Here is a 21,584-nt window from a genome sequence, read left to right as displayed (position 1 = left end):
GAGTCTTTAAAGGGAGGACAAATTATAATGTCCAAGATTACGAGGAAGAGCCTTCTTTCGGCTGCTTCTGCATTCACAATTGCCGCTTTTTCAGCACCGATTGCACACGCTCAAGATGCTGAAACTACACAAACAGAATCTACCTCTGATGAAACCAAAACGCTTGATACAATTGTTGTAACAGGTATCCGTGCCAGTCTTGCGCAATCAGTTTTAGATAAACGAAATGCGGATCAAATCGTCGACACAATCAATGCCGAAGACATTGGTAAATCCACAGACCAAAACATTGCTGAAGCTTTGAACCGCATCTCTGGTGTTAGTATTAACACAGAAGATGGAGAAGGCTCTACAATATCTATCCGTGGTGCCAACGCGAACCAAACTGTTGTTACGTTGAATGGTGCAACATTAGGTTCTACTGATTTCTCTCAAGGTGTTGATCTATCTGCGTATTCAGCTGACATTCTTTCAAAAGTAGAGGTCATCAAAACGCCTTCTGCTGATGATGAAGAAGGTTCCCTTGCCGGTCTAGTCAACCTTTCAACTCGCAAACCACTTGATCTAGACGAAAACGTACGCACAGTTACAGTTCAGGGTCGTTACAATGATCTATCTGACGACACTAACTACAAGTTTTCTGGAACTGCATCTCATAAATTCTTCAACGACAAACTAGGTGTAATCGCAACAATATACGATGAGACAAACACTGTACGTCGTGATGAAATTTTCTTTGAAGACTACAACGCCTTCGGATCCAATGCCTACACTGACCAAAACGGTAATGTATTTGTAGCCCAGCCAGCAATTGACGCAGAAGCTGCCCAGGCTGCTGAAAATGGACGTGAAAGCGTTTTTGCCGGTGCCACAGGTGTTGATGCTGCAGGCGCATATTCCAACATCATCACCGGCCTTGCACCAACAACCTCAGGCTATGAACTGCACAAGAACGAACGTAGCCGGACAGGTATTGATTTGGTCACTCAATGGCAGATGACAGACAAAACTGACCTGACGTTCAACTTGACTTACAACAAGCAAAAGTTCGACAACGAAATGGACGGTATTTCAGTTGGAACTTCTGCACTTTCTGGTCACATAGATGGCGTAGCTCACCCGAACCTGTTCTTACCTCCTTCCTTCACAGATCGCACGACCCAATATGATTCAAATATTACGGATTTAGGTGGTACGGTTGCAAACCCAGGTGACCCGGTCACAAATCCGACAGCTAATGATGGTTTGCTTTGGACTGACCCTGTTCAAGACTGGCGAGTATACAACACAGACACACGCACTTGGGACACTCACCTGAGCCGTCACGCCCTAGGAAGCACACGTGCATCTGTAAACAACTATGAAACAGAAAACTACCTCGTTGGTGCTGAGTTGAACCACGAATTCACTGACGCATTCCGCGTGAAAGCCGGTGTTTCACAAGCCAAATCAGAACAAACTCCTGATCAAAACATATTCATTATTGCAAACCGAAGCAGAACTATTGGTCTATGGAATTTGCACCACGTTCCCGCAGACTTAATTCAACCATCTGGTTATGACTGTTCTGGTGGAAGCTGTAACCTAGTGGGTGGTACTGCAACTCCTTTCCTTGGAAATGTTGTTGAGTTCGAAGCAAGCCTAAACGATTTGTGGGACAACATAGGCAGAACGGGTTTCAACCCGGATGACCTTCCATCCCACACCCTCAGCTACTTGCAATCAACAGTAACTGAAGTTTCTGATGAAAGAACAGTTGCATTTGCAGACTTTGATTGGGATGTCGATTTTGGTGGAATCACAAGCTTTGAATTTGGTGGTAAATATACAAAACAAGAAAAGTTTGTTGATGACCAACAAGGAACACCCCGTGCCAGCGCTGATCTAGTTCAATCTATCAGTCCATTCACTGGCGAAACAATTTTTGTTGACCCTTCAAACATTAACTTGATTTCTGCGGCTATTTTTGCAGACGGACAGGTGAATGCTCCGGGTTTCTTAGAAGGTCTTGATGTTGCCACTGATAATCTAACTGACGGCTGGATTACTTTTGACCCAGCATTGGCTTTAAGCACAATCACGACTGATGATCGCGATTTCAATTTGGACAATACTCGCACACGTGGCGCAGAATTTGAAAATTTCGCGGCATACTTGAAAACCAATTTCTCCTACATGGACGACCGCATCCGTGGTGATATTGGTGTTCGCTATGTTAAATCCGAAGTTTCGACAAATGGATTTGCAGGTGCAAGTTTCGCATTCGACAATGAAGGCCGTCGCCGGATTATTGACCCGATTTACCTTCACAATTTAAGGAACTCAGATCAAGCAAACCAATGTGCTGCTCTACCTGAGGCACCGGACCCAAGAGACTTCGGAACTGGCTCACAGTACTGGGCTCCACAAACTGGCGTTGATGGAGTTGATCCAACTGATACAACCAATTTACGTAACTATGACATAGGCTCATACGTAGAGCGTAATACTTTGGCGCGTGTAGATGGCCTTTGCTACGATCCTCTTCTAGAGGCTGGGCAAATTCCAGGAACTTTGATGGAACGCTATCTAGTTCGCTATTCTGATCTATCAACAGAACAACGAGACACGGTTGGAACTCTAGGAATATTGGATAGAAACCTTGCTTCAGTAGCAGCTTCAGACTCTCATGAATATGAGGTATTCCTACCAAATCTCAACGTTAGCTTTGCAGCGACAGATAACCTAATCGCCCGCTTCTCAGCTTATAAAACAATGTCGCGTCCACCAATTGACGACCTTCGCGCAGGTTTCTCAATGACTGAAGGGAGCGTCAACAATCCAAACTACGGTACAACAAATTTCCGTACAGACTCGAACATTGAATTGTTCGGTGCTGGCATTGATCCACTCGAAGCTAACAACTTCGACCTGTCAGTCGAATGGTATTTCGATAAGGATGCACTTCTTTCTGTAAACCTATTCAGAAAAGATATTAGCAACCTTATTGAAACCCAAGATGCTCGCTGGTTTATCGGTGATCTCCGTCGTATAGCTGCTGATCCAGACAATGCATCTGTAGATGGTCTAACATTCACTAACTCGGATGGAGTTACGACTGATCTATTGTTGACAAATTCTGCTGACTTAGCTGCACAGCCAGACATCAATAATTGTATGCCTCGCCGCCTCCAAGGGGAAGGCACACTATCTGATGCTCAAAGCTGGCTCTACAGTGGTGATGGTCGCGCATTATGTAACGAGTACAATGTTAGAACTCGTGAAAATGCAAATGACGCAACGGTTGATGGTGTAGAGTTCCAGTACACACAGAACTACACTTTCTTACCAGGATTACTTTCAGGATTAGGTCTAACAGCAAACTACACCTACCAAGATGGTAAGTTTGAGCAATCTGGTCTTCCTGTTCCAGGAACACCTAAAGATTCATACAACGCAACACTATACTGGCAAGAAGGTGGACACCAATTGAGATTGGCATACGCCGGTTCAAGTGACCAGCTGGTTACATCATCATTTGAAGGTGGTGCTGAATGGAGAGAAGGCCGTGATACTTTAGACTTCTCAGCCGCTTATCAATTGAGTGACAATCTTTCACTGTCATTCCAAGCGTCAAACCTGACAGATGCGCCTGTGCGTACTTATTGGACAAGCCGCCTAGTTCGCTTGCCTGACGCAAATGGTAATCTGGTTACATTTGATGAAGGTTCAGCATTTGACAATGCGCCAACATCAAGAACTCTACGTGAATACAATACAGGCCGCATCTTCCGCCTGGGTCTTCGTGCCGAGTTCTAATTTTTAAAGTCTCCCGGAAGGTCCAGACTTCCAATTTGACTTGGCGCTACGACTTCTTTCGTCGTAGCGCCATTTTTGTTTCCGACATGACATTGTGCGGCTATATTTCACTTAATCCGCTGGATTACGAACGAGGTAGAATAATGAAGCATAAGTTTCTAATTGTAGGCGGTGGAACTGCAGGTTGGATGACCGCGACTTTATTCCAGCGTGCGTTTCCAGCAGCGTCTATTTCACTTATTGAATCGGATACAGTAGCAACGATTGGTGTAGGCGAAGGTTCGACCCCCTCCCTCAAATCATTTATGGATGCAATCGGTGCGGCTGAACATGAATGGATGCCGCGATGCCAAGCAACTTACAAATCGGGTATTTCGTTTCAGAACTGGTCCATAACACCTGGATACACAGAATATTTCCATCCTTTTTTCAGCCATTTCGATAGAGACCATATAAAAGCTCTTGAGTTCAATTCCGCTTTGAAACGCAATGGTAAAGACGTTCACTCACACCCCAATGCTTTTTGTTACTCACACTATTTGGCTAATAAAAAACTCTGCCCAATCCCTCCTTATTCATTCCCATTCGAAGTTCAATATGGGTATCACTTTGATGCCGGATTACTTGGACAATATCTAAAAGAGCTAGCTATTTTTCGAGGTGTAGAATGGCAAAACGCACACATCAAAGATGTCGTTCTGAATGAAAATGGAGAAGTATCTCACCTTAAAAGCGATGATGGTGCAGAATTTAGAGCTGATTTTTTTATTGATTGCTCTGGTTTTGCATCAATAATCACAAAACAAGCATTGAAAACCCCATCAGTTTCATATGCAGACGCCCTCTTTAACGACGCTGCCGTTACAATACTCACAGATCAGGAAGAAGAAGCCTCCACGCAAACAATTTCATCTGCACTTCCAAATGGTTGGGCTTGGACAATACCACTAAAAAACCGCGTCGGTAACGGATACGTATATAGTTCGAAATACTCATCTGCTAAAAATGCCGAAAAAGAACTCAGAACTCATTTAGGTAAAATATCTGAAGGAAAAGAAGCACGACATCTCAAAATGCAAGTCGGCAGATCCAAGACAATGTGGAATAAGAACTGTCTGGCAGTTGGACTTTCTCAGGGGTTTCTCGAGCCTCTTGAAGCAACAGCACTGGCTCTTGTGCAAATGACGCTTACTCGATTTGTAAAATACTACACTGCAGGTAATTATACGAACCAATACGCCGATCAATTAAACCACGATATTGCTTCCGCTTTTGATGGTGTAAAAGACTATATTCACACTCATTTTCTAACTTCAAATCGCATAGACACCCCATATTGGCAGGACTGTCGTCAAAACTCTCAAGCTATGTCTGACCGTCTGAAACAGGTGATTCAAGTTTGGTTTCAAAACGGCAATCTTGCAGAAGTGCTTCACAAAACAGGATTAGATCAACACTACAAGATTAATTCTTGGATCTATATTTTGAGTGGAATGGGCATCTTCCCACCGGCTGACAAACTGTCTCCCCCTTCTCAAGACGAACTTGCTAAAGTCCCTATCGCAAGCATCGAAGACTTCTTCAAAAGGTGCACTCGAAATCACAAAACGCAAGAAGAAGCATTTTCTCTTCACTTGAAAGGGCAGCCTGTTGAAGCCGCCTCTTCTGAAACTAAGAATGCATTAGAACAACTAATTGGATTAGGGTTTGCTACCTCGTCCTAAAACCTAATCTCTCAGACTTTCTATCATTGATTTATGCGAATTTTGGATTTTACCAACCTCAGCCTGAACAGCACCAGCGACATTTTGTAGAAAACCAATATGTTGCTGTGCTTGAGCCGGCTGCACGGAAAACTTCTGATAATCAAAGTTAAAGCCCTGCCCCACCAAAACTTCAAACCAGCTATCATGCCCAAATAATGCTTGATCAGATAGGCTCAACCATCCCATTGAATGCAGTTCAGAAAGATACCTTTTGAGACCTGCCGTTTGTTCGCAAGTCTGCATTTTTTTCCAAAACGGTTCGTCCCGCTGATTAACTACATAATGCGCCATCAAAAAATCGCGAATTTCTTCAGTTTCACGCCGCCATTCCATATTAAATTCATCAGAAGTTTCGTGAGTCAGCTCTCCTTTTCCAAGAGCCTCTCCCAACAAATTCGCATATTTACAAATCAAATGAATGCTTGTGGATTCCAAAGGCTCGAGGAAACCAGCAGAAAGTCCAATGGCAACGCAGTTTTTTTGCCACGGATTATTCAGGCGCCCTGTTTTGAAAGGAATTTTCCGAGGTTCATTTATGAGCTTTCCCTCAACTTCAGACAATAGCTTTGAAGTTGCTTGATCTTCACTCATAAAATCGGAACAATAAACAATACCATTCCCTGTGCGGTTTTGGAGTTGTATTTCCCACCTCCAACCCGCTTCATGCGCTATAGAACGCGTGTAAAGGCGCGGCGTCTTTGTCAGTTCTGTTTGCACTGCAATAGCAGTATCGCAAGGCAAAAAAGACTGCCAGTTCTCAAAATCGCTTGCCAGCTCTTGGCGTGATAAAACACCTCTCATTCCCGAGCAATCGACAAAAACATCTGCCTCTATCAACTCACCATCATCCGTTTTTAGGGCCGATATTCCAGTTTCATCAGAAATGACATCAACCACATGTTTCGAAAGGTGGGACGCCCCATTTTCAAGAGATTTTCGTTTTAACAGACGCGCCAACAAAGCCGCATCAAAATGAAGTGCATAGCTAATCTCACACATTGGATAATACTGATGCGGCTCTGCATTATCAGGACGCACAGCAACACGCGCAAAACGGTCAGCGTATGCAGCAACAGCGGACGGCATAAAAGGTGTTAAATCTCGACTTGAGAAGTATTGCGCAGAACTCAACCAAATCTTGAAAAACTCAATCCCCTTAAGGTTGTGCCCCATATTGCCGAAACTATGCATATAGCTTTCACCGACCTTGGACCAATTTTCAAATTGAATTCCGTATTTAAAAGTCGCCTCAGCTTCTTTTATCAAATCAGCATCAGAGAGACCGACGTTTCTGAGCAGTTCATAGATTGTAGGAATACTTGCTTCACCTACACCAATGGTGGGAATTTCAGCAGTATCAACGACAGTGACTGAATTTCCTGTCTCTGCAAGGCCTTTAGATAGTATAGCCGCACTCACCCAGCCAGCTGTACCTCCGCCCAGTATCACAATTTTCAACGGTTTAGAGTCCGACATCAAGTTTCTCACAAATACGCATTAACAACACAGTTTCTAATCGAATTTCCCCACCGATATAAGCTGATTCAATTGGGCATCATCCAGCTCTATCTCTTCTCCAGTTCTCCAACGAATATTCACTGAATTAATCTTTTCATCATCACCTAAACCAAAATGCACAATGTTTAACTGGCTCTGCGAGTGCACTGCCCCAGCTGATCCAATTCGCTTAAACAAGGTTTTATTGGGCGTTTTGATAGTGATTTCAGCAGCATAAGGGTCTACACCCGCTGTGGAATACCCAATGCGAAACAATGCATAATTGCTACCTTCGAACTCTGTTTCGTTCTTGTAAAGGTGCCACCTGCCGTCATCGTCATCTCCCGATAGCAGATCAACTCGACCATCAAAATCATAATCAAATGCCGCTCCCATATCTCCATGACCACCCTGGTCTAGAACATTAGCGCCATGCACTAGGTTACTCAAAAATGACATATCACCTTGATTTACCATCAATGCGTCTTGCACACGTTTTCGCAACTCTCCAAAACGAAAAACAAAGAAATCAGACAAGCCATCATTGTTGAAGTCACCGTTTGTAACTCCCCAGTTATTCCCTCTACTTTCCACCGGTAAATTCTGAGAAATATCAATAAATTGACCCCCATCATTTTTGAGAAGCAAATCAGGAACATCGAGCTTTTGAGGCTGCCAGTCGGCTCGAACGCGGCTTACCCCCTGAATGGAGGCACGAATATCCCATGCTAAATTGGCATCTAAGTGCCACTCCATTCGCCATTGACCATTTCCTATATAGCCAAGATACCAGCCGTTCTCTTTAAACGTTTCAGGAAAGCCTAATGCAGCTTCAGCAGGAACCATAACTGGTGAAGAAGGCACACCTTCAATGACTTTTCCACTATCTCGACGATATCCATCGGGCAAAGGTGGAACATCAAGCACAGTTTTATCTGCACCCAGATAGACAGGAAACGTCATATTAGTTCCGCGCGCCCAGTGAGAAAAATCAGATAAAGTTATTTCTTCGCCAGCTAAAAAACCTATACCGTCATGACCTTTATTGCCTTCATCGCGTATATCCAATCGACCGGATACGCGGTCAAAATGGTAAGAATTGTTGGCAATTTCATAATATGTTTTGCCCCGTGCAATGTAGAGATCTAAATCTCCATCATTGTCGATATCCGCGTCAGCGACTGCCATAACGTGTTCCGCAGAACGAACATTTTCTGGAAGAATTGCTTCCGTTACTTCTTCAAAACCAAACCCAGTTTGGCCTTGCCAGATTGATAACGGAGAAAACAAAATCAAATCTGTAATGTGATCATTATTAAAATCAGTAAGTAATACTCGTTCAGCTTCGATATTTTCAAATTCTCCACCTTCACGGTATTTGAAACTTCCGTCCCCAAGGTTCTCAAAGAGGATGTTTCGCGGCATGTCTTCACCAACAACTTGCCGAGCATTGATTTGTAGAAAATCTAGGTCACCATCTAGATCCATATCCACCCAGCGCACCGATCGACCTCTAGCGCCTAAGTGTGCAATCCCAACCTCATCAGTGACATCAACGAATTTTCCGTCATCATTGCGCAATAATCTAGGAGGTTGCGGTTTTGATCCATTCCCCCCTCCAAGAGATACCAAAACATCATTGTCACCATCGCCATCATAATCACCAGGCGCTATTCCATGAACGTCAAACTTTGCGATGGGGACATTATGCTCCCGGATGTTTCCATCTTTTTGTCCCCAAAAAAGCTGCGCAGGCTCTATATGGTGATTGGTCAATAGAAATTCATAATGACCATCATGATTCAAATCCGCAATTGCCGGGCCGCCATACTTCCATGTTGGAACCGACTTCAATCCAATTTCATCAGTGATTTCAACAAACTCAATCCCTTTAGATTCGTGTTCAGTTATCTCATTACCCTGACAACCAGAAAGCAATATCATGATTGCAGTGGCGGTTTTGCTCGTTAATCGCACTGATTCCTCCCAATGTATTTTTTGTTTATTGTATGCAATATTTACTGATATCACTTAAATTGGCAAGGCTAGCGATTAATTCATAAAATGGCCTGCCTCACCCTGCTTGTCTCGCTCGTATAACGTCCTGCCTATTGCTTTCTCCTTCAAAATAGGTAGTTTATGCAAAATAGTATATTGTTGACAATAAACCGGGAGGCATTGATGATCAAAAATAGAATTTGTTCACTACTGGCGGGAATATCTGCAATCACATTTACATATGCTTGTTCTACCGTAGAGACTGATCAATCCAACAAAATTAATGCCTTAGAAAATGTAGAAAGTGCCCCAAAACAAAGCGAAGTATTGCTTTGGGACTTTGAAGACGGAAGCATTCCACCTGAGATAAATGGCGGCAATGCAACGTTAGTTATTGAGGAAATTGACGGAAACAATGTCCTAGCCGCGGAACTTCATGGAAAAGAAAATACATACTCTGGAATTGCTGTAAGAGCCCCTCAAAGCTGGGATTGGAGTGGACACGAAAGCTTGGGAATTGCCTTCGACATTGGAAATCCAGGGGATCACTCTACTCAACTATTTTTCAATGCCGCCGACGCGAATGGCAATTCATTCACCCGGAGCGTTGTTATTCCCAAAGGAGACGCAAAAACATATTTTGTCGATCTCAAGAGTGCAGATATAGATTTAGATTCAGGATTGAGAGACAATCCATCAGCCTTAGCATCTGACGCAACTAAATTCATCTGGATGTGGGGAACTGAACAACTGGACCTCAGCAAAATCACGCAATTCGGTGTAAATACAGATTCTCTTTTACATGACCGCAATATCACGATCGACAACATTCGTTTGATTGCAAATGCAGAAACCGATCCCCTCTACTTGTCCAACATAGTCGATAAATACGGCCAGAGTGCTAAAACAGAGTACTCCTTCAAAATCCATAGTGACGAAGAACTTGTCGACAAGATGGAAGAAGAGCTAGCTTCTCTCAAAGACGGCAAGATGAAGGACCGCTCTAAGTATGGCGGTTGGCTCAACGGCCCCAAACTCGACGGTACAGGGTATTTCCGCACAGAAAAGGTCGATGGAAAATGGGCTCTTGTAGACCCTGAGGGTTATCTATTCTTCTCAACGGGTATCGCAAATATTCGCATGTCCAATACCTCAACTATGACAGGTATGGACTTCCCGCAGGAATTACTCGTTCAACCAGACAAAGATGATGTAACACCGGAAGATTCCAAAGGCCTAAACCGCGCTCCGAATAGCGCAGTTCCAGGCCGTTTTACGGCATCTGAGCTTCGCTCGAATATGTTCACTTGGCTTCCTGATTATGAAGATGAGCTATCGGATCATTATGGATATAGACGCGGTGCTCATACAGGCCCACTGAAACAAGGCGAAACATTTAGCTTCTACCGCGCCAACCTAGAACGAAAATATGGTGAAGCTACTCCTGAATCTTATATGGATAACTGGAGACAAGTTACGATCGACCGTATGTTGGATTGGGGCTTTACATCTTTTGGAAATTGGGTTGATCCATCATTCTATCAAAACAATCGTTATCCGTACTTTGCGAATGGATGGATTATTGGAGACTTTAAAACAGTCAGTAGTGGAGATGATTTTTGGTCTCCCCTTCCAGACCCGTTTGATCCAGAATTCGTCAAGCGCGCTAACATAACAGCCGAAGTTATTGCTGAAGAAGTCAAAGGCAATGAATGGTGTATCGGTGTTTTCATAGACAATGAAAAAAGTTGGGGCCGTATGGGATCACCAGAGGGCCAATACGGCATTGTGATCAACACACTTTCACGCCAAGATAGTGAAAGCCCTACTAAAGCTGAATTTACTCGCCTGCTTAAAGAAAAGTACTCCAGTATCGCCGCCTTCAATGAAGCATGGTCTTTGGAACTTGCCTCTTGGGATGATTTATCCGCTGGAATTGAATTGAAATCCCACAGCATTGAACGTCAATCAGACTACGCCGTACTGTTGGAAGCTTACGCATCTGAATACTTCCGCGTTGTTGATGCAGCAATCAACGACGTCATGCCTAATCACATGTATATGGGAGCAAGATTTGCAAGCTGGGGCCGCACACCTGAAGTGGTCAAGGCAGCAATGAAATATTCTGATGTCATGAGCTACAATGAGTACAAAGAAGCTCCGCATAAAACCAATTGGGAGTTTCTAAAAGACGTCGACATGCCAAGCATTATTGGTGAATTCCACATGGGATCGCTTGATACAGGCTTGTACCACCCAGGCCTAGTGATGGCGACAAACCAAAAAGATCGCGGCCGCATGTTCAAAGAATACATGGAAACAGTGATCGATAATCCATACTTTATTGGTGCGCACTGGTTCCAGTATATAGACTCTCCAATTACGGGGCGCGCTTATGACGGTGAAAATTACAATGTCGGCTTCGTGTCAGTAACAGATACGCCATATGAGGAGATGGTAAAAGCCGCTCAAGATCTCAACACCAACCTGTACACACGTCGGTATGGTGACCTCACAACTGAATAGAAATTCTTCCTTACATTTTGTTTCACGTCCCGAAACAGAATAACTGAGGCGATTCATATGTAATGAATCGCCTCCTTTTTTTATAGAACTTCAAATTTCTCAACGACAGGCCAGCCGTCAAACTGGTTTCCATGGGCCGGATCAGCATTCCATGGCCAACACTCGAGCGTATGCTCTCTTGTTTGATGATCGATTCTGATCAAACCATACCCCTCACTCTTAAGCTCTCTATCTGCTAGAAATTTACCCCAACTTTCATTTCCAGCTTCAAAATTCGCATGAGTTAATTGGGGATTGGCAACAGCCATAACACGCATTTTATTCCCGAATGTATCGACAAAATTTCCAGTATTCTTTCCATCTTTATACTTGTTTTCTAGCTCACCATTGCCTTCAAACCATCTCTGCCAAAAAGCTGCAGCTGCCGGCCCTGCAAAAAACAATGCGCCATCATCAAAACTATCAAGACCTTGATGAGCAACCATCCCCAAATGCTGATCTCCGGCCAACACCAACGCCTTGGCCTCTGCAACTAATTTTACGGCACGTGTACGACCATCGGGTGGATACCCATTTGCATCATAATCCAGCAATGGTGCCAAATCTTCACCAGTTTGAGGTGAGCCCCAAATAGATGCAGTGATAACAACTTTTGGGAGACCTTTATCCTGATCTTTCCAAGAAGCTAAAAATGCCTCCTGCCTTTGCCCAAGCAATTCACCGCGCGTTTCCAGTGGAGGCGTTTCATAATCGGGTGGCGTTTTAAACTTACGATCTTCTATGATCGCAAAACTCGTCCCACCATAAACAAAGCTTCCATAAGTAACAGGAATATCCCCGGTGATGGGTGTCGGGTCATAGGCATCTGGATTATGACCATGCTCGATGCGATATACCATCCGAACTAGGTCCTTATCTTCTTTAAAGCCTCCGTCTTCTTCACGGCTTTCACGTGTCCCTACACCTTCATTCCCCCATAAATTTCCTTGAAGCACGTCATGGTCATCAGCCAAAATAATCGAAGGGCGGCTTCGAACAGATTCGCGATAAGTCCAATACCACAAATACCATCTATAGAGTGTATCCAATTTTACATCAGGCGCGCCTCTGGAGATACGAGTAGGAAAGGTTTCATAAAACTGATCTCCACAAAAAACATAAAGATCAGGGTCATGTGCATCACAGTTTGATACCAACTCCGAATGTGGAAAAAAGATATTGTCTGGCGTGTATCGCCCTAATTCTCTTTCCGCGGCCATACGCTTTGGATGACGTGAATTATCAATCGCGCGTGCTGTAGGAATAATACACGAATATAGAGCTATCTTGAGAGGTCGACTGCTTTGAGGATCTTTAACAACCTGCCCTTCAAACAAAGATACTCCTTGTTCTGGATAGACTATTCGATAATCAAAATCTTTGGTGAAATCCCAATCACTCAATCGATAAAGCGCAACGAACCCATCTTCAATGGGCTTCACAGGCCCCTCTGTCCATTCGCTTTCTGTAGCCAATTTATAATCCAGTCGAGCGACTGCATTCTGAGATAAATCAATAGGCATAAACTGTGCGCTTAGTTTCAAGACGTTCCTATTGAGAGAGTGAAGACACCCCATCACCGGACCCAGCCCTCTCGTGTCATCCGCATGAATTTTTGTCCCCCCCGTTTTAAGGTCAGTAAAACTCCAACGAGCGCCAGCTTCACCAATTTCTGGCGAGGACAGTAACATTATTCCACCTGTGACATCAGCTGCATCTACTGCCGTACGAACTATAAATCCGATTTCTGAGTTAGTGGCTGCGTCGAGCAATAAAAGACGAACATCAAATTTTCCGTCTGAGGTAGGATCAATATGACAATCTAGAATAATTTCCTGTCCAATTCGCAAAGGGGATGAAGCATTTACACTCTCATCCAGTGCGTATTTTTCATATAACAGAGGCGTGTCTGAGGCTGAAAAATCTCTAAAACTAAGCTCTCCATTAACGTCTACAACAGCCATGAACCCACCGCCAACACCAGCGGACCTCTGGGCGAGCGCAGATGCACGATAGTCCAAATTTCCTGAGCCTACTCCAATGAGAAATCCTGCAAATCCATTCCCTTGCCCACTCAACCTTACTTTTGATTGAATGCGCGCGGGTTTATGATCTGCTAATAATTCTCGAGTGAGTAATGAAACTGTCCTTACCTCAAAATCTTGTTTTCCATTGAGGCACTCAATCCAACCATTTTTGTATTGCCAATCCTGAAGGCGATTGCCCCAATAGGCAGTGCCCAACCAGTTCCTTTTTTCTTGGACAACTGTCTCATCCAACGGAGTCAATTGAACCAAATTTTCGCGTTGGGAAGCATTTCTACCGGCGCAGGTCGCAGCCATAGCCGCTCCTGCACTCGCGATGCTACCCTTAATGAATGTACGACGCTTCATTTCATCCTCCCAGATCAATCGAATCGCCTTGATTTACTCACAGCGACCCAACATTAATATTGTTTATTGTATACAAAATAACAAAATGGGAGATTTCGCAAGCAACAATCTCGGTAGATGAAGCCTCATATTACAAAATAGCAATGTATTACCGCTCGGATAAAGCAAGAAAGCCTTACGTAAACCTTGTGCGAAGAGAAGACAGCAACTAACTTGTTATATTGGAAACATTATACAATTCAGCATTCAGACAACAGATCAACTGGAAGCTAGAAAGGGAGCGCAGCCCCATGCTCAATAAAACACAAGTTATTCCTATTCGCGAGCAAATAGCTAATCAAATCCGCACTGATATTATTGGCGGCGAAATGGAACCGGGCCAACGATTGCGAGAAGAAAAACTAGCTGAACGTTTTGGAGTTTCACGCGGCCCAATACGAGATGTTCTTCTTCAGCTTACTAAAGAAGGGATTCTAGTTTCCAAACGAAACTGTGGTGTCACTGTAAACGATGTCCCTTCTGCATCTATTCAAAACCTCATGATCTCGCTCCGCAAGAACATTGAAATGTTTGCCTTCGAACTTTTGGACGGAAAACTAGATCAAACTGACTTTGATCAACTTCAAGAACTACTTGATGGAATGGACGCCGCCTTAAAAACTGAAAACTTCACTGAAGCTGCAGAGATTGATCTTGAATTCCATCGCTATCTGTTAGCAAAAGCAGGCGGAGATGAGTTGGTAAACTTGTGGACGCCTGTCGTTTTGCGGACTCGCATGAATTATCAACGCATATGTTCTCCAGAGCAAAGTATGCAAGAGCACTGGGATATTCTAAATGCGCTCAAACAAGGCGACATGAAACTAGCGATAAAGTTGTTAGAAACTCACGTGAAATAAAAAAAAGCTGTAGCGGGATTGAACCAGCTACAGCTTTAAGTCAGGACATCACAAGGATCTTCCATTAAGGAACTCATGTTTCGTTGAGATAGACAGTCTTTTTCTCCAGATATTGTTCCAAGCCAAACTTCCCATCTTCACCACCCATTCCTGACTGTTTCCAGCCATTGTGGAAGCCTTGATGCTGCTCCCCCATCGGGCGGTTGATGTAGAGCTCTCCAGCTTCCATCTCATTGATAAATTTTTGTATATTTTTGTGTGACGCAGAATAGAAATAGGCAGCCAGACCATAAATGCTATCGCTAGCCTTCTCTATTGCTTCATCAAGTGTTTTAAACGTAACTACCGGAAGAATTGGACCAAACGTCTCTTCTTCCACTGCAATATTTTTGTGCGGTGTGGCTAACACTGTTGGCTCATACCAGAAACCACCTTCATAACCGTCTACAATTGCACGCTTTCCGCCTGTAAGGATTTCACCGCCCTGTTTGACACTTTCCTGCACAATATGATCGATATTTTCGATCTCTTTCGCATTCACTTTAGGACTCAGTGTTGTAGTAGGATCAAGTGGATCACCAATTTTCAAAGCTGCAACCTTCGGCAAGAAGATTTCCATAAACTTGTCTTTGATATCTTCGTGCAGATAAACACGCTCAGCACATGTACATACCTGTCCGCAATTGGTGAAACGTGCACCAACAAGAATATCAGCAGCCTGCTCTAAGTCTGCATCGTCCATCACGACAAATGGCGCTTTACCACCCAACTCAAGCATAACCGGGATCATGTATTTACCCGCAGCCTGATAAATTTGCTTACCGGCAAAAGTAGACCCTGTCATTGTGATCATCGCAGTATGTGAACTCTCACAGAGGTAAGATCCAATTTTAGAACCCGATCCATTGATGATATTCAAAACACCAGGTGGCACTCCAGCTTCGTTTGCAATCTCACCAAGCTCTAAGGATGACAAAGGTGTTTCCTGTGTCGGCTTCAACACCAAGGTATTTCCCGTGATCAATGCAGGACCGATTTTCCGTCCCGCCAAGGCCATTGGAAAATTCCACGCCGTGATAGCAACAACAACACCACGCGGTACTTTGTGAATATAAATTTTCTCATCTGGATTATCAGAAGGCAGAATATCACCCTCAATAGTCAGCGCATTATCACAAGCATACTCAATGAAGCTCGCAGTTGCATCGACATCAATATATGCAAGCTCGAGAACTTTACCCTGCTCAAGCGTGACCATCTTAGCCAGCTCATCACGACGCGCACGAATACCTGCCGCAAACTTACGTAAAATGGCCTGGCGTTGGCGCGCAGGCGTTGCAGCCCATCCTTTTTGGGCTTCTTTAGCCGCCAACAAAGCCTTTTCAGCCTCGGAGACAGGTGAAGCTGGAATTGAACCCAAAACGCCACCAGTTGCAGGGTTTAGTACTTCGATTATCTCATCTGTCGGAGCAGCAATATACTCACCATTGATAAAATTTAGATTGTTCTTGAATTCCATGGGTTATCTTCCCATCCATCCGCCATCGACGAGCAATGTTGCTCCACTGACATAATTTGCAGCTTCTGATGCAAGAAACACCGTCGGCCCCTTAAAGTCGTTTGGTTCACCCCAACGCCCAGCCGGAATACGCGCCAAGATAGACTCTGCACGTGCAGGATCATTTCTTAGCGCTTCTGTATTATCTGTAGAGATATAGCCCGGCGCAATTGCATTCACATTTACACCCTTTGACGCCCACTCATTTGCAAACGCCATAACCAGTTGCTGCACACCACCCTTAGAAGCAGCATATCCCGGAACCGTAATTCCACCTTGGTATGACAATAGAGATGCAGTGAAAATCACTTTACCTGAGCCGCGCGCAACCATTTCCTTACCGATTTCACGCGTAAGAACAAACTGAGCGTTCAAGTTCACTTCAATGACTTTATCCCACAGCTCATCACCGTGCTCAGCAGCCGGTGCACGCAAAATAGTACCCGCATTATTCACAAGAATATCGATTTGAGAGTTCTCAGCCTTAACTTTCTCGATGAAAGCATAAAGAGCTGTACGGTCACCAAAATCACACTGATATGAAGAGAACTTACGACCAAGTGCAGTTACCTGCTTTTCAACTTCTGAACCTTCAGCTTCAAGACTAGCAGACACACCGATAATGTCCGCGCCAGCTTCAGCCAGAGCAACAGCCATGCCCAAGCCAATACCGCGCTTACAGCCTGTTACTAAAGCTGTTTTTCCTTCAAGAGAAAAGCTAGAAAGAACGTTCGTCATATTAGGCACCACACTTAATAACAGTTTTCATTCCAACCGGATTGGTTGCCAGTGTGTGGAATGCTTCATCAATTTTTGTAAGATCAAATTCGCTGGTGATAAACTTGTCGATGTTCACCTTGCCAGAAGACACAAGGTCAATAGCTTTTTCAAAATCAGCGTGCTCATAAACACGCGCACCAACCATCTCAAGCTCACGCCAGAAGAATTTAAACAAATCAACCTTAGGCGCGTTTGAGTGAATAGCCACAACACAAATACGGCCACGTACAGCTGCAACTTCTGTCATCACATCAATAGCTGGCTGAACACCCGACACTTCAAACACAACGTCAGCACCTTTTGACCCTGTCCACTCATTCACATAAGCAACTAAATCTTGCGACATTGGATCAACTGTTTTCATCCCAGCGTCTTCACCGAATTTACGACGATCTGGGTTAATCTCAGAAACGAGAACTTCTGCACCCTCAGCCTTTGCGACCGCAGCTACAAGCTGACCAATTGGACCACCACCAAGCACCACAACATGCTCACCAGCTTTCACTCGAGCCATGGCAACATCGTGACAGGCAACAGCTAGAGGCTCAATCAATGCCCCCTGTCTTAGGTCCACTTTTTCCGGCAATTTGTGAAGCGTGCGGCTTTTAACAGTCCATGAGTTTTGAAATGCACCAACACTATCAATACCCATGAATTTCAAATTGTGACAAATGTGGCTGTGACCAGCGTCACAAGCAGGACAGTCACCACAATAATCAAGCGGTCGCACGACAACTCTGTCGCCCACCTTAACATCTGTTACGTCGGGACCAACTTCGCGTACAATACCGGATGCTTCGTGACCAGTTGTCTCTTTAGGAGCCACTCGTTGATCCATAGCACCGTGGTAGATGTGCATATCTGTTCCACAGATTCCAACATAACCAATGTCTAAACGGACTTCGCCGGCTTTAGGCGCGACAGGCACGGACTCGGCTATACCGAATTTTGAATCACCAAGATATTGTGCAGCGATCATTTTGAAACCTTTTACTAAGACTGCATCTTCAAATGAGGACTCAATTTTGCCTCATCAAAAATGACACCCACACCGTTATGATCCGGCGCAAATGCCTGACCATCCCGAATTTTCAATGGGCTAATTGTGTATTGATCTATGGGGAAGGAATGCACTTCAAGCATTCCCGAATGTGGTAGCGCAGCTAACAAAGACACATGAAGCTCATGCATCCCATGACTACAAATCTTAAGTCCCGCTTTGTCAGCCAACTCAGCGACTTTCAAAAATCCCGTTATTCCTCCAATGTTGGAACAATCGGGCTGCAGGTATGCCAGATCAGAATACTTTATGGCGCGCTCAAACTCTTCAACAAGGTGAAGGTTTTCTCCCATCGCCAACGGAATGTCTGTCGCCTCCGCTATCGCAGCGTAATCTTCAAATTCGTCTGGAGATACAGGCTCTTCAAACCAACTAATATTATACTTACTGACGGAGTTACTAAATTCTATGGCGCGTTCTTTTGTGTAGGACCAATTCGCATCAACCATCAATGCATTGTCGTCACCAAGCACTTCGCGAATTGCGGCAACACGCTCTACATCTTCAGCGATGTTTTCCCGTCCCACTTTGGTTTTCACCGCAGTTTGACCCATTGCCATATGCTTTTTCACAAGTTGCTGAAGTTCATCGCCGCCTAAATGCAGATCAATAAACCCCGCGTAACACGCAGTCGCATTGGATGGAGCGTTTAACACTTGCCATAAAGGTAAATTCAAGGACTTACATCTGATATCCCACAAGGCGATATCTATTGCAGATATCGCAAAACTAAGGATACCTCCGCGCCCGACGTAATGCAGATCCTTTTGCATAGACTGCCAAACGTCCTCAATATCCGCGCCGTTTTTACCGAGAATTCGCGGTTTCAAATCGTCAGCAATAACCGAATAAATGGCGTGCCCACCGGACCCTCCAGTATAGGTATACCCCACACCTTCAACTCCGTTTTCACCAGTGATGCGACATACAATTAGCTCAAAAAAGGTATGAGTTCCGTGACTTGCATCAACCAATGGTTCAGCTAATGGAACCTGGTAATACTCGACTGCCATCGACTTTATACCAAATGCTTCCAGAGCTTCTATTTCACTCGATCTTGCATCCAAAAACTTCAAAACATTACCTCATTAATTTCCAATAAATTCGCTTCACAACCAATTACGAAGCAAACCGTCATTATTGGAAATAGCGCTTATCTAATTCTGCCTCTTATTTCTTCATTCCACAGAAACAAATGATGACAAAAATTTAGCGCTGTTATTTTGTATACAATATACAAACAACAACAAGGTTGTAAAGAACAAATACGACTTTCTGTCGATCAAAATCGTCAAATTGAGACTTTAAACTACCAGTTCGTGAAACTACCATCAGGTTTGTAACGGCGAGGAATCTCCCAGAACTTAAAAGTCTGGTCTTTGATTAAGTCTTCTCGCACATCAACACCTAGCCCAACGGCGTCACTCACCTCGTAATACCCTGCCTTTTCAATCGGCCGATTGATAAAGAGACGGTCATGGTCTGTTTTATCTGCGCTATAGGGCGCAATTTCAGTCCACGATAAATTCGGGATAGCGGCACACATATGATTGGTTGCTGCAGAACAAATCGGCCCTAGCGGATCATGCGGCATCACATCAATGTAGTGAGCCTCAGCAATAGCCGCCACCTTCATTGCTTCAGTTAGGCCGCCAACATTACAAACATCGATCCGCGCAAAATTAGTGAGATCTTGCTCGAGATAAGGTAGGAACTCCCATTTGCTGGACCATTCTTCACCGATAGCAAACGGTATATTCGTCATGGAACGGAGAGCTTTATAGGCACCGGGGGTTTGCTGCCGAATGGGTTCCTCAAGAAAATCAATCGTTCCCTCAGGCATTTTTTGACAAAAGGCAGCCGCCTCCGCAACACTCAATCTATGGTGCATATCAATGCCCAATACGACCTCATGCCCCACTTCTTCCCGTAATTGCACTAGCGCTTCAGTTGTCTTGGCAATTTCTTTGCGAACATCCCACTCAGCGCTATCGCCAGCACCACCATCACCAACAGTAGCACGCACAACAGTCCACCCCTCACTAATGAGAGATTTCACATCTTCAATCAACGTTTCATCATGATCAGCCGTTGATGTCGCAAAACAAGGAATCTTATTGCGTTGGGCACCACCCAACAACTGATAAACCGGCACATCATGACGCTTTCCAGCGATATCCCAAAGTGCAATATCAATCGCCGATATAGCGCCAGACAAAACGCGGCCACCCTCAAAATATTGACCACGATACATCTCCTGCCAAAGCGCGCCGATATTTCTGGAATCCTGTCCAATAAGAAAACTTCTAAAATGCTCCACAGCGCCAGCGACGGCTAATTCCCGCCCCGAAACTCCAGATTCCCCCCAACCATAAAGGCCATCTTCTGTTTCGACCTTCACCAAACATAAATTACGGTGACCTACCCAAACAGGATATGCAATGACATTAGAAATTTTCATAAATGACCTCCTTAAACCAGGTCGTCAGTGCGAACGAGCTGCGCTGCAACACCTTGGTCCGCCACGACATCCGTCCCAGTAATTGCATTGGACATTTCAGAAATCAGGAATGTTGCAACGTTTGCAATATCCTCAACGCTTGAAACCTGCCCGGTAGCATGCATGTCATTAAATGGTTTCACCAAGTGCGGCTTTTCAACAGCCACCTGTTGCACGGCCTCAGTCATAGTCAAACCTGGAGACAATGTATTTACGCGGATGTTATGCTTCCCAAGGCTCCAAGCCATGGCTTTCGTCATCGAAGAAATACCGCCTTTTGTCGCTGCATACATCTCATACCCAGCAACACTTGCCACGGAATGGTTAGATGACACATTCACAATGTGACCTCCGCCCTGCTCTTTCATGTGACGCGCAACAGCCTGACTCATCAAGAAAACAGACCGTTGGTTGGTGGCCCAAAGCATATCCAATTTCTCGAGCGACATTTCAAAAAAATCACACTCGATCGTAATCCCCGCATTGTTCACTAACGCATCGATGCGACCGTATTTAGAGTGCACGTTCGCTACGAAATTCACTATGCTTTCTGGATCTGAGACATCCGCACGCATAAACTCTGCATTATATCCTTGAGAAACAAGGTCCGCGATACGATCCGCCCCATTCTCGCTCCTTTGACAGGCAATAACCGTAGCACCGGATTTTACGCAACGCTGTGTAATACCCCACCCAATTCCAGAGCAACCACCTGTTACGATGACAATTTTATCTTTGAGAAGTAGATCCATAATACTCAAATCCAGTTT

The 21,584-nt window shown here is 44.4% G+C and carries 13 protein-coding genes; 4 read left to right on the top strand and 9 right to left on the bottom strand.

Features of this window, described 5'->3' with window-relative positions; translation table 11 throughout:
* Positions 1–27 precede the first annotated feature (27 nt).
* On the top strand, positions 28–3,798 hold the full coding sequence (locus F551_RS15995) for a TonB-dependent receptor (RefSeq protein WP_018995546.1): 3,771 nt from the start codon (positions 28–30) through the stop codon (positions 3,796–3,798).
* A 143-nt stretch (positions 3,799–3,941) separates the two neighbouring features.
* Positions 3,942–5,522 (top strand): tryptophan halogenase family protein, encoded by a 1,581-nt coding sequence (locus F551_RS0100700; RefSeq protein ID WP_018995545.1) that lies wholly within the window; start codon positions 3,942–3,944, stop codon positions 5,520–5,522.
* A 3-nt stretch (positions 5,523–5,525) separates the two neighbouring features.
* Here F551_RS0100700 and F551_RS0100695 read toward each other — a convergent pair whose 3' ends face one another.
* Together F551_RS0100695 and F551_RS0100690 are read right to left on the bottom strand one after the other, a co-directional pair.
* Entirely contained in the window at positions 5,526–7,040 is a 1,515-nt protein-coding gene (locus F551_RS0100695) for a tryptophan halogenase family protein (protein ID WP_018995544.1), read from the bottom strand.
* A 36-nt stretch (positions 7,041–7,076) separates the two neighbouring features.
* Complete coding sequence (locus F551_RS0100690; protein ID WP_018995543.1) at positions 7,077–9,038, bottom strand: CRTAC1 family protein; 1,962 nt, start codon at positions 9,036–9,038, stop codon at positions 7,077–7,079.
* A gap of 204 nt (positions 9,039–9,242) precedes the next feature.
* Here F551_RS0100690 and F551_RS0100685 point away from each other — a divergent pair, with 204 nt between their 5' ends.
* Positions 9,243–11,585 carry a beta-galactosidase gene (locus F551_RS0100685; RefSeq protein WP_033404426.1) on the top strand — a complete coding sequence of 781 codons (2,343 nt, stop codon included), beginning with the start codon at positions 9,243–9,245 and terminating at the stop codon, positions 11,583–11,585.
* 80 nt (positions 11,586–11,665) lie between these two features.
* On the opposite strand, the gene F551_RS0100680 is transcribed toward F551_RS0100685, so the two are convergent.
* Entirely contained in the window at positions 11,666–14,017 is a 2,352-nt protein-coding gene (locus F551_RS0100680; RefSeq protein ID WP_018995541.1) for an alkaline phosphatase D family protein, read from the bottom strand.
* A gap of 290 nt (positions 14,018–14,307) precedes the next feature.
* On the opposite strand from F551_RS0100680, the gene F551_RS0100675 reads away from it, so the two are divergent.
* On the top strand, positions 14,308–14,916 hold the full coding sequence (locus F551_RS0100675; protein WP_018995540.1) for a GntR family transcriptional regulator: 609 nt from the start codon (positions 14,308–14,310) through the stop codon (positions 14,914–14,916).
* A gap of 73 nt (positions 14,917–14,989) precedes the next feature.
* On the opposite strand, the gene F551_RS0100670 is transcribed toward F551_RS0100675, so the two are convergent.
* From F551_RS0100670 to F551_RS0100645, 6 genes are all read right to left on the bottom strand, one after another.
* Positions 14,990–16,435 carry an aldehyde dehydrogenase gene (locus F551_RS0100670; protein ID WP_018995539.1) on the bottom strand — a complete coding sequence of 482 codons (1,446 nt, stop codon included), beginning with the start codon at positions 16,433–16,435 and terminating at the stop codon, positions 14,990–14,992.
* Positions 16,436–16,438: 3 nt separating this feature from the next.
* The gene (locus tag F551_RS0100665) at positions 16,439–17,212 is read right to left on the bottom strand and encodes an SDR family oxidoreductase (RefSeq protein WP_018995538.1); all 774 of its coding nucleotides are present in this window, start codon (positions 17,210–17,212) and stop codon (positions 16,439–16,441) included.
* A gap of 1 nt (position 17,213) precedes the next feature.
* Positions 17,214–18,233 carry a zinc-dependent alcohol dehydrogenase gene (locus F551_RS0100660; protein WP_018995537.1) on the bottom strand — a complete coding sequence of 340 codons (1,020 nt, stop codon included), beginning with the start codon at positions 18,231–18,233 and terminating at the stop codon, positions 17,214–17,216.
* A gap of 14 nt (positions 18,234–18,247) precedes the next feature.
* Positions 18,248–19,390, bottom strand: a complete 1,143-nt coding sequence (locus tag F551_RS0100655) for a mandelate racemase/muconate lactonizing enzyme family protein (protein WP_018995536.1) — start codon at positions 19,388–19,390, stop codon at positions 18,248–18,250.
* A 233-nt stretch (positions 19,391–19,623) separates the two neighbouring features.
* Positions 19,624–20,775, bottom strand: coding sequence for a mandelate racemase/muconate lactonizing enzyme family protein (locus tag F551_RS0100650; protein WP_018995535.1), 1,152 nt, complete (start codon positions 20,773–20,775; stop codon positions 19,624–19,626).
* A gap of 11 nt (positions 20,776–20,786) precedes the next feature.
* Positions 20,787–21,566: an SDR family NAD(P)-dependent oxidoreductase gene (locus F551_RS0100645; RefSeq protein ID WP_018995534.1), complete on the bottom strand. Its 780-nt coding sequence runs from the start codon at positions 21,564–21,566 to the stop codon at positions 20,787–20,789.
* Between the last annotated feature and the right edge of the window lie 18 nt (positions 21,567–21,584).

It is taken from the genome of Hirschia maritima DSM 19733 (genome assembly GCF_000378345.1).
GTDB classification, from domain to species: Bacteria; Pseudomonadota; Alphaproteobacteria; order Caulobacterales; family Hyphomonadaceae; genus Hirschia; species Hirschia maritima.
Note: the sequence above shows the minus strand (reverse complement) of the source record. Positions and strands in the feature narration are given on the sequence as shown.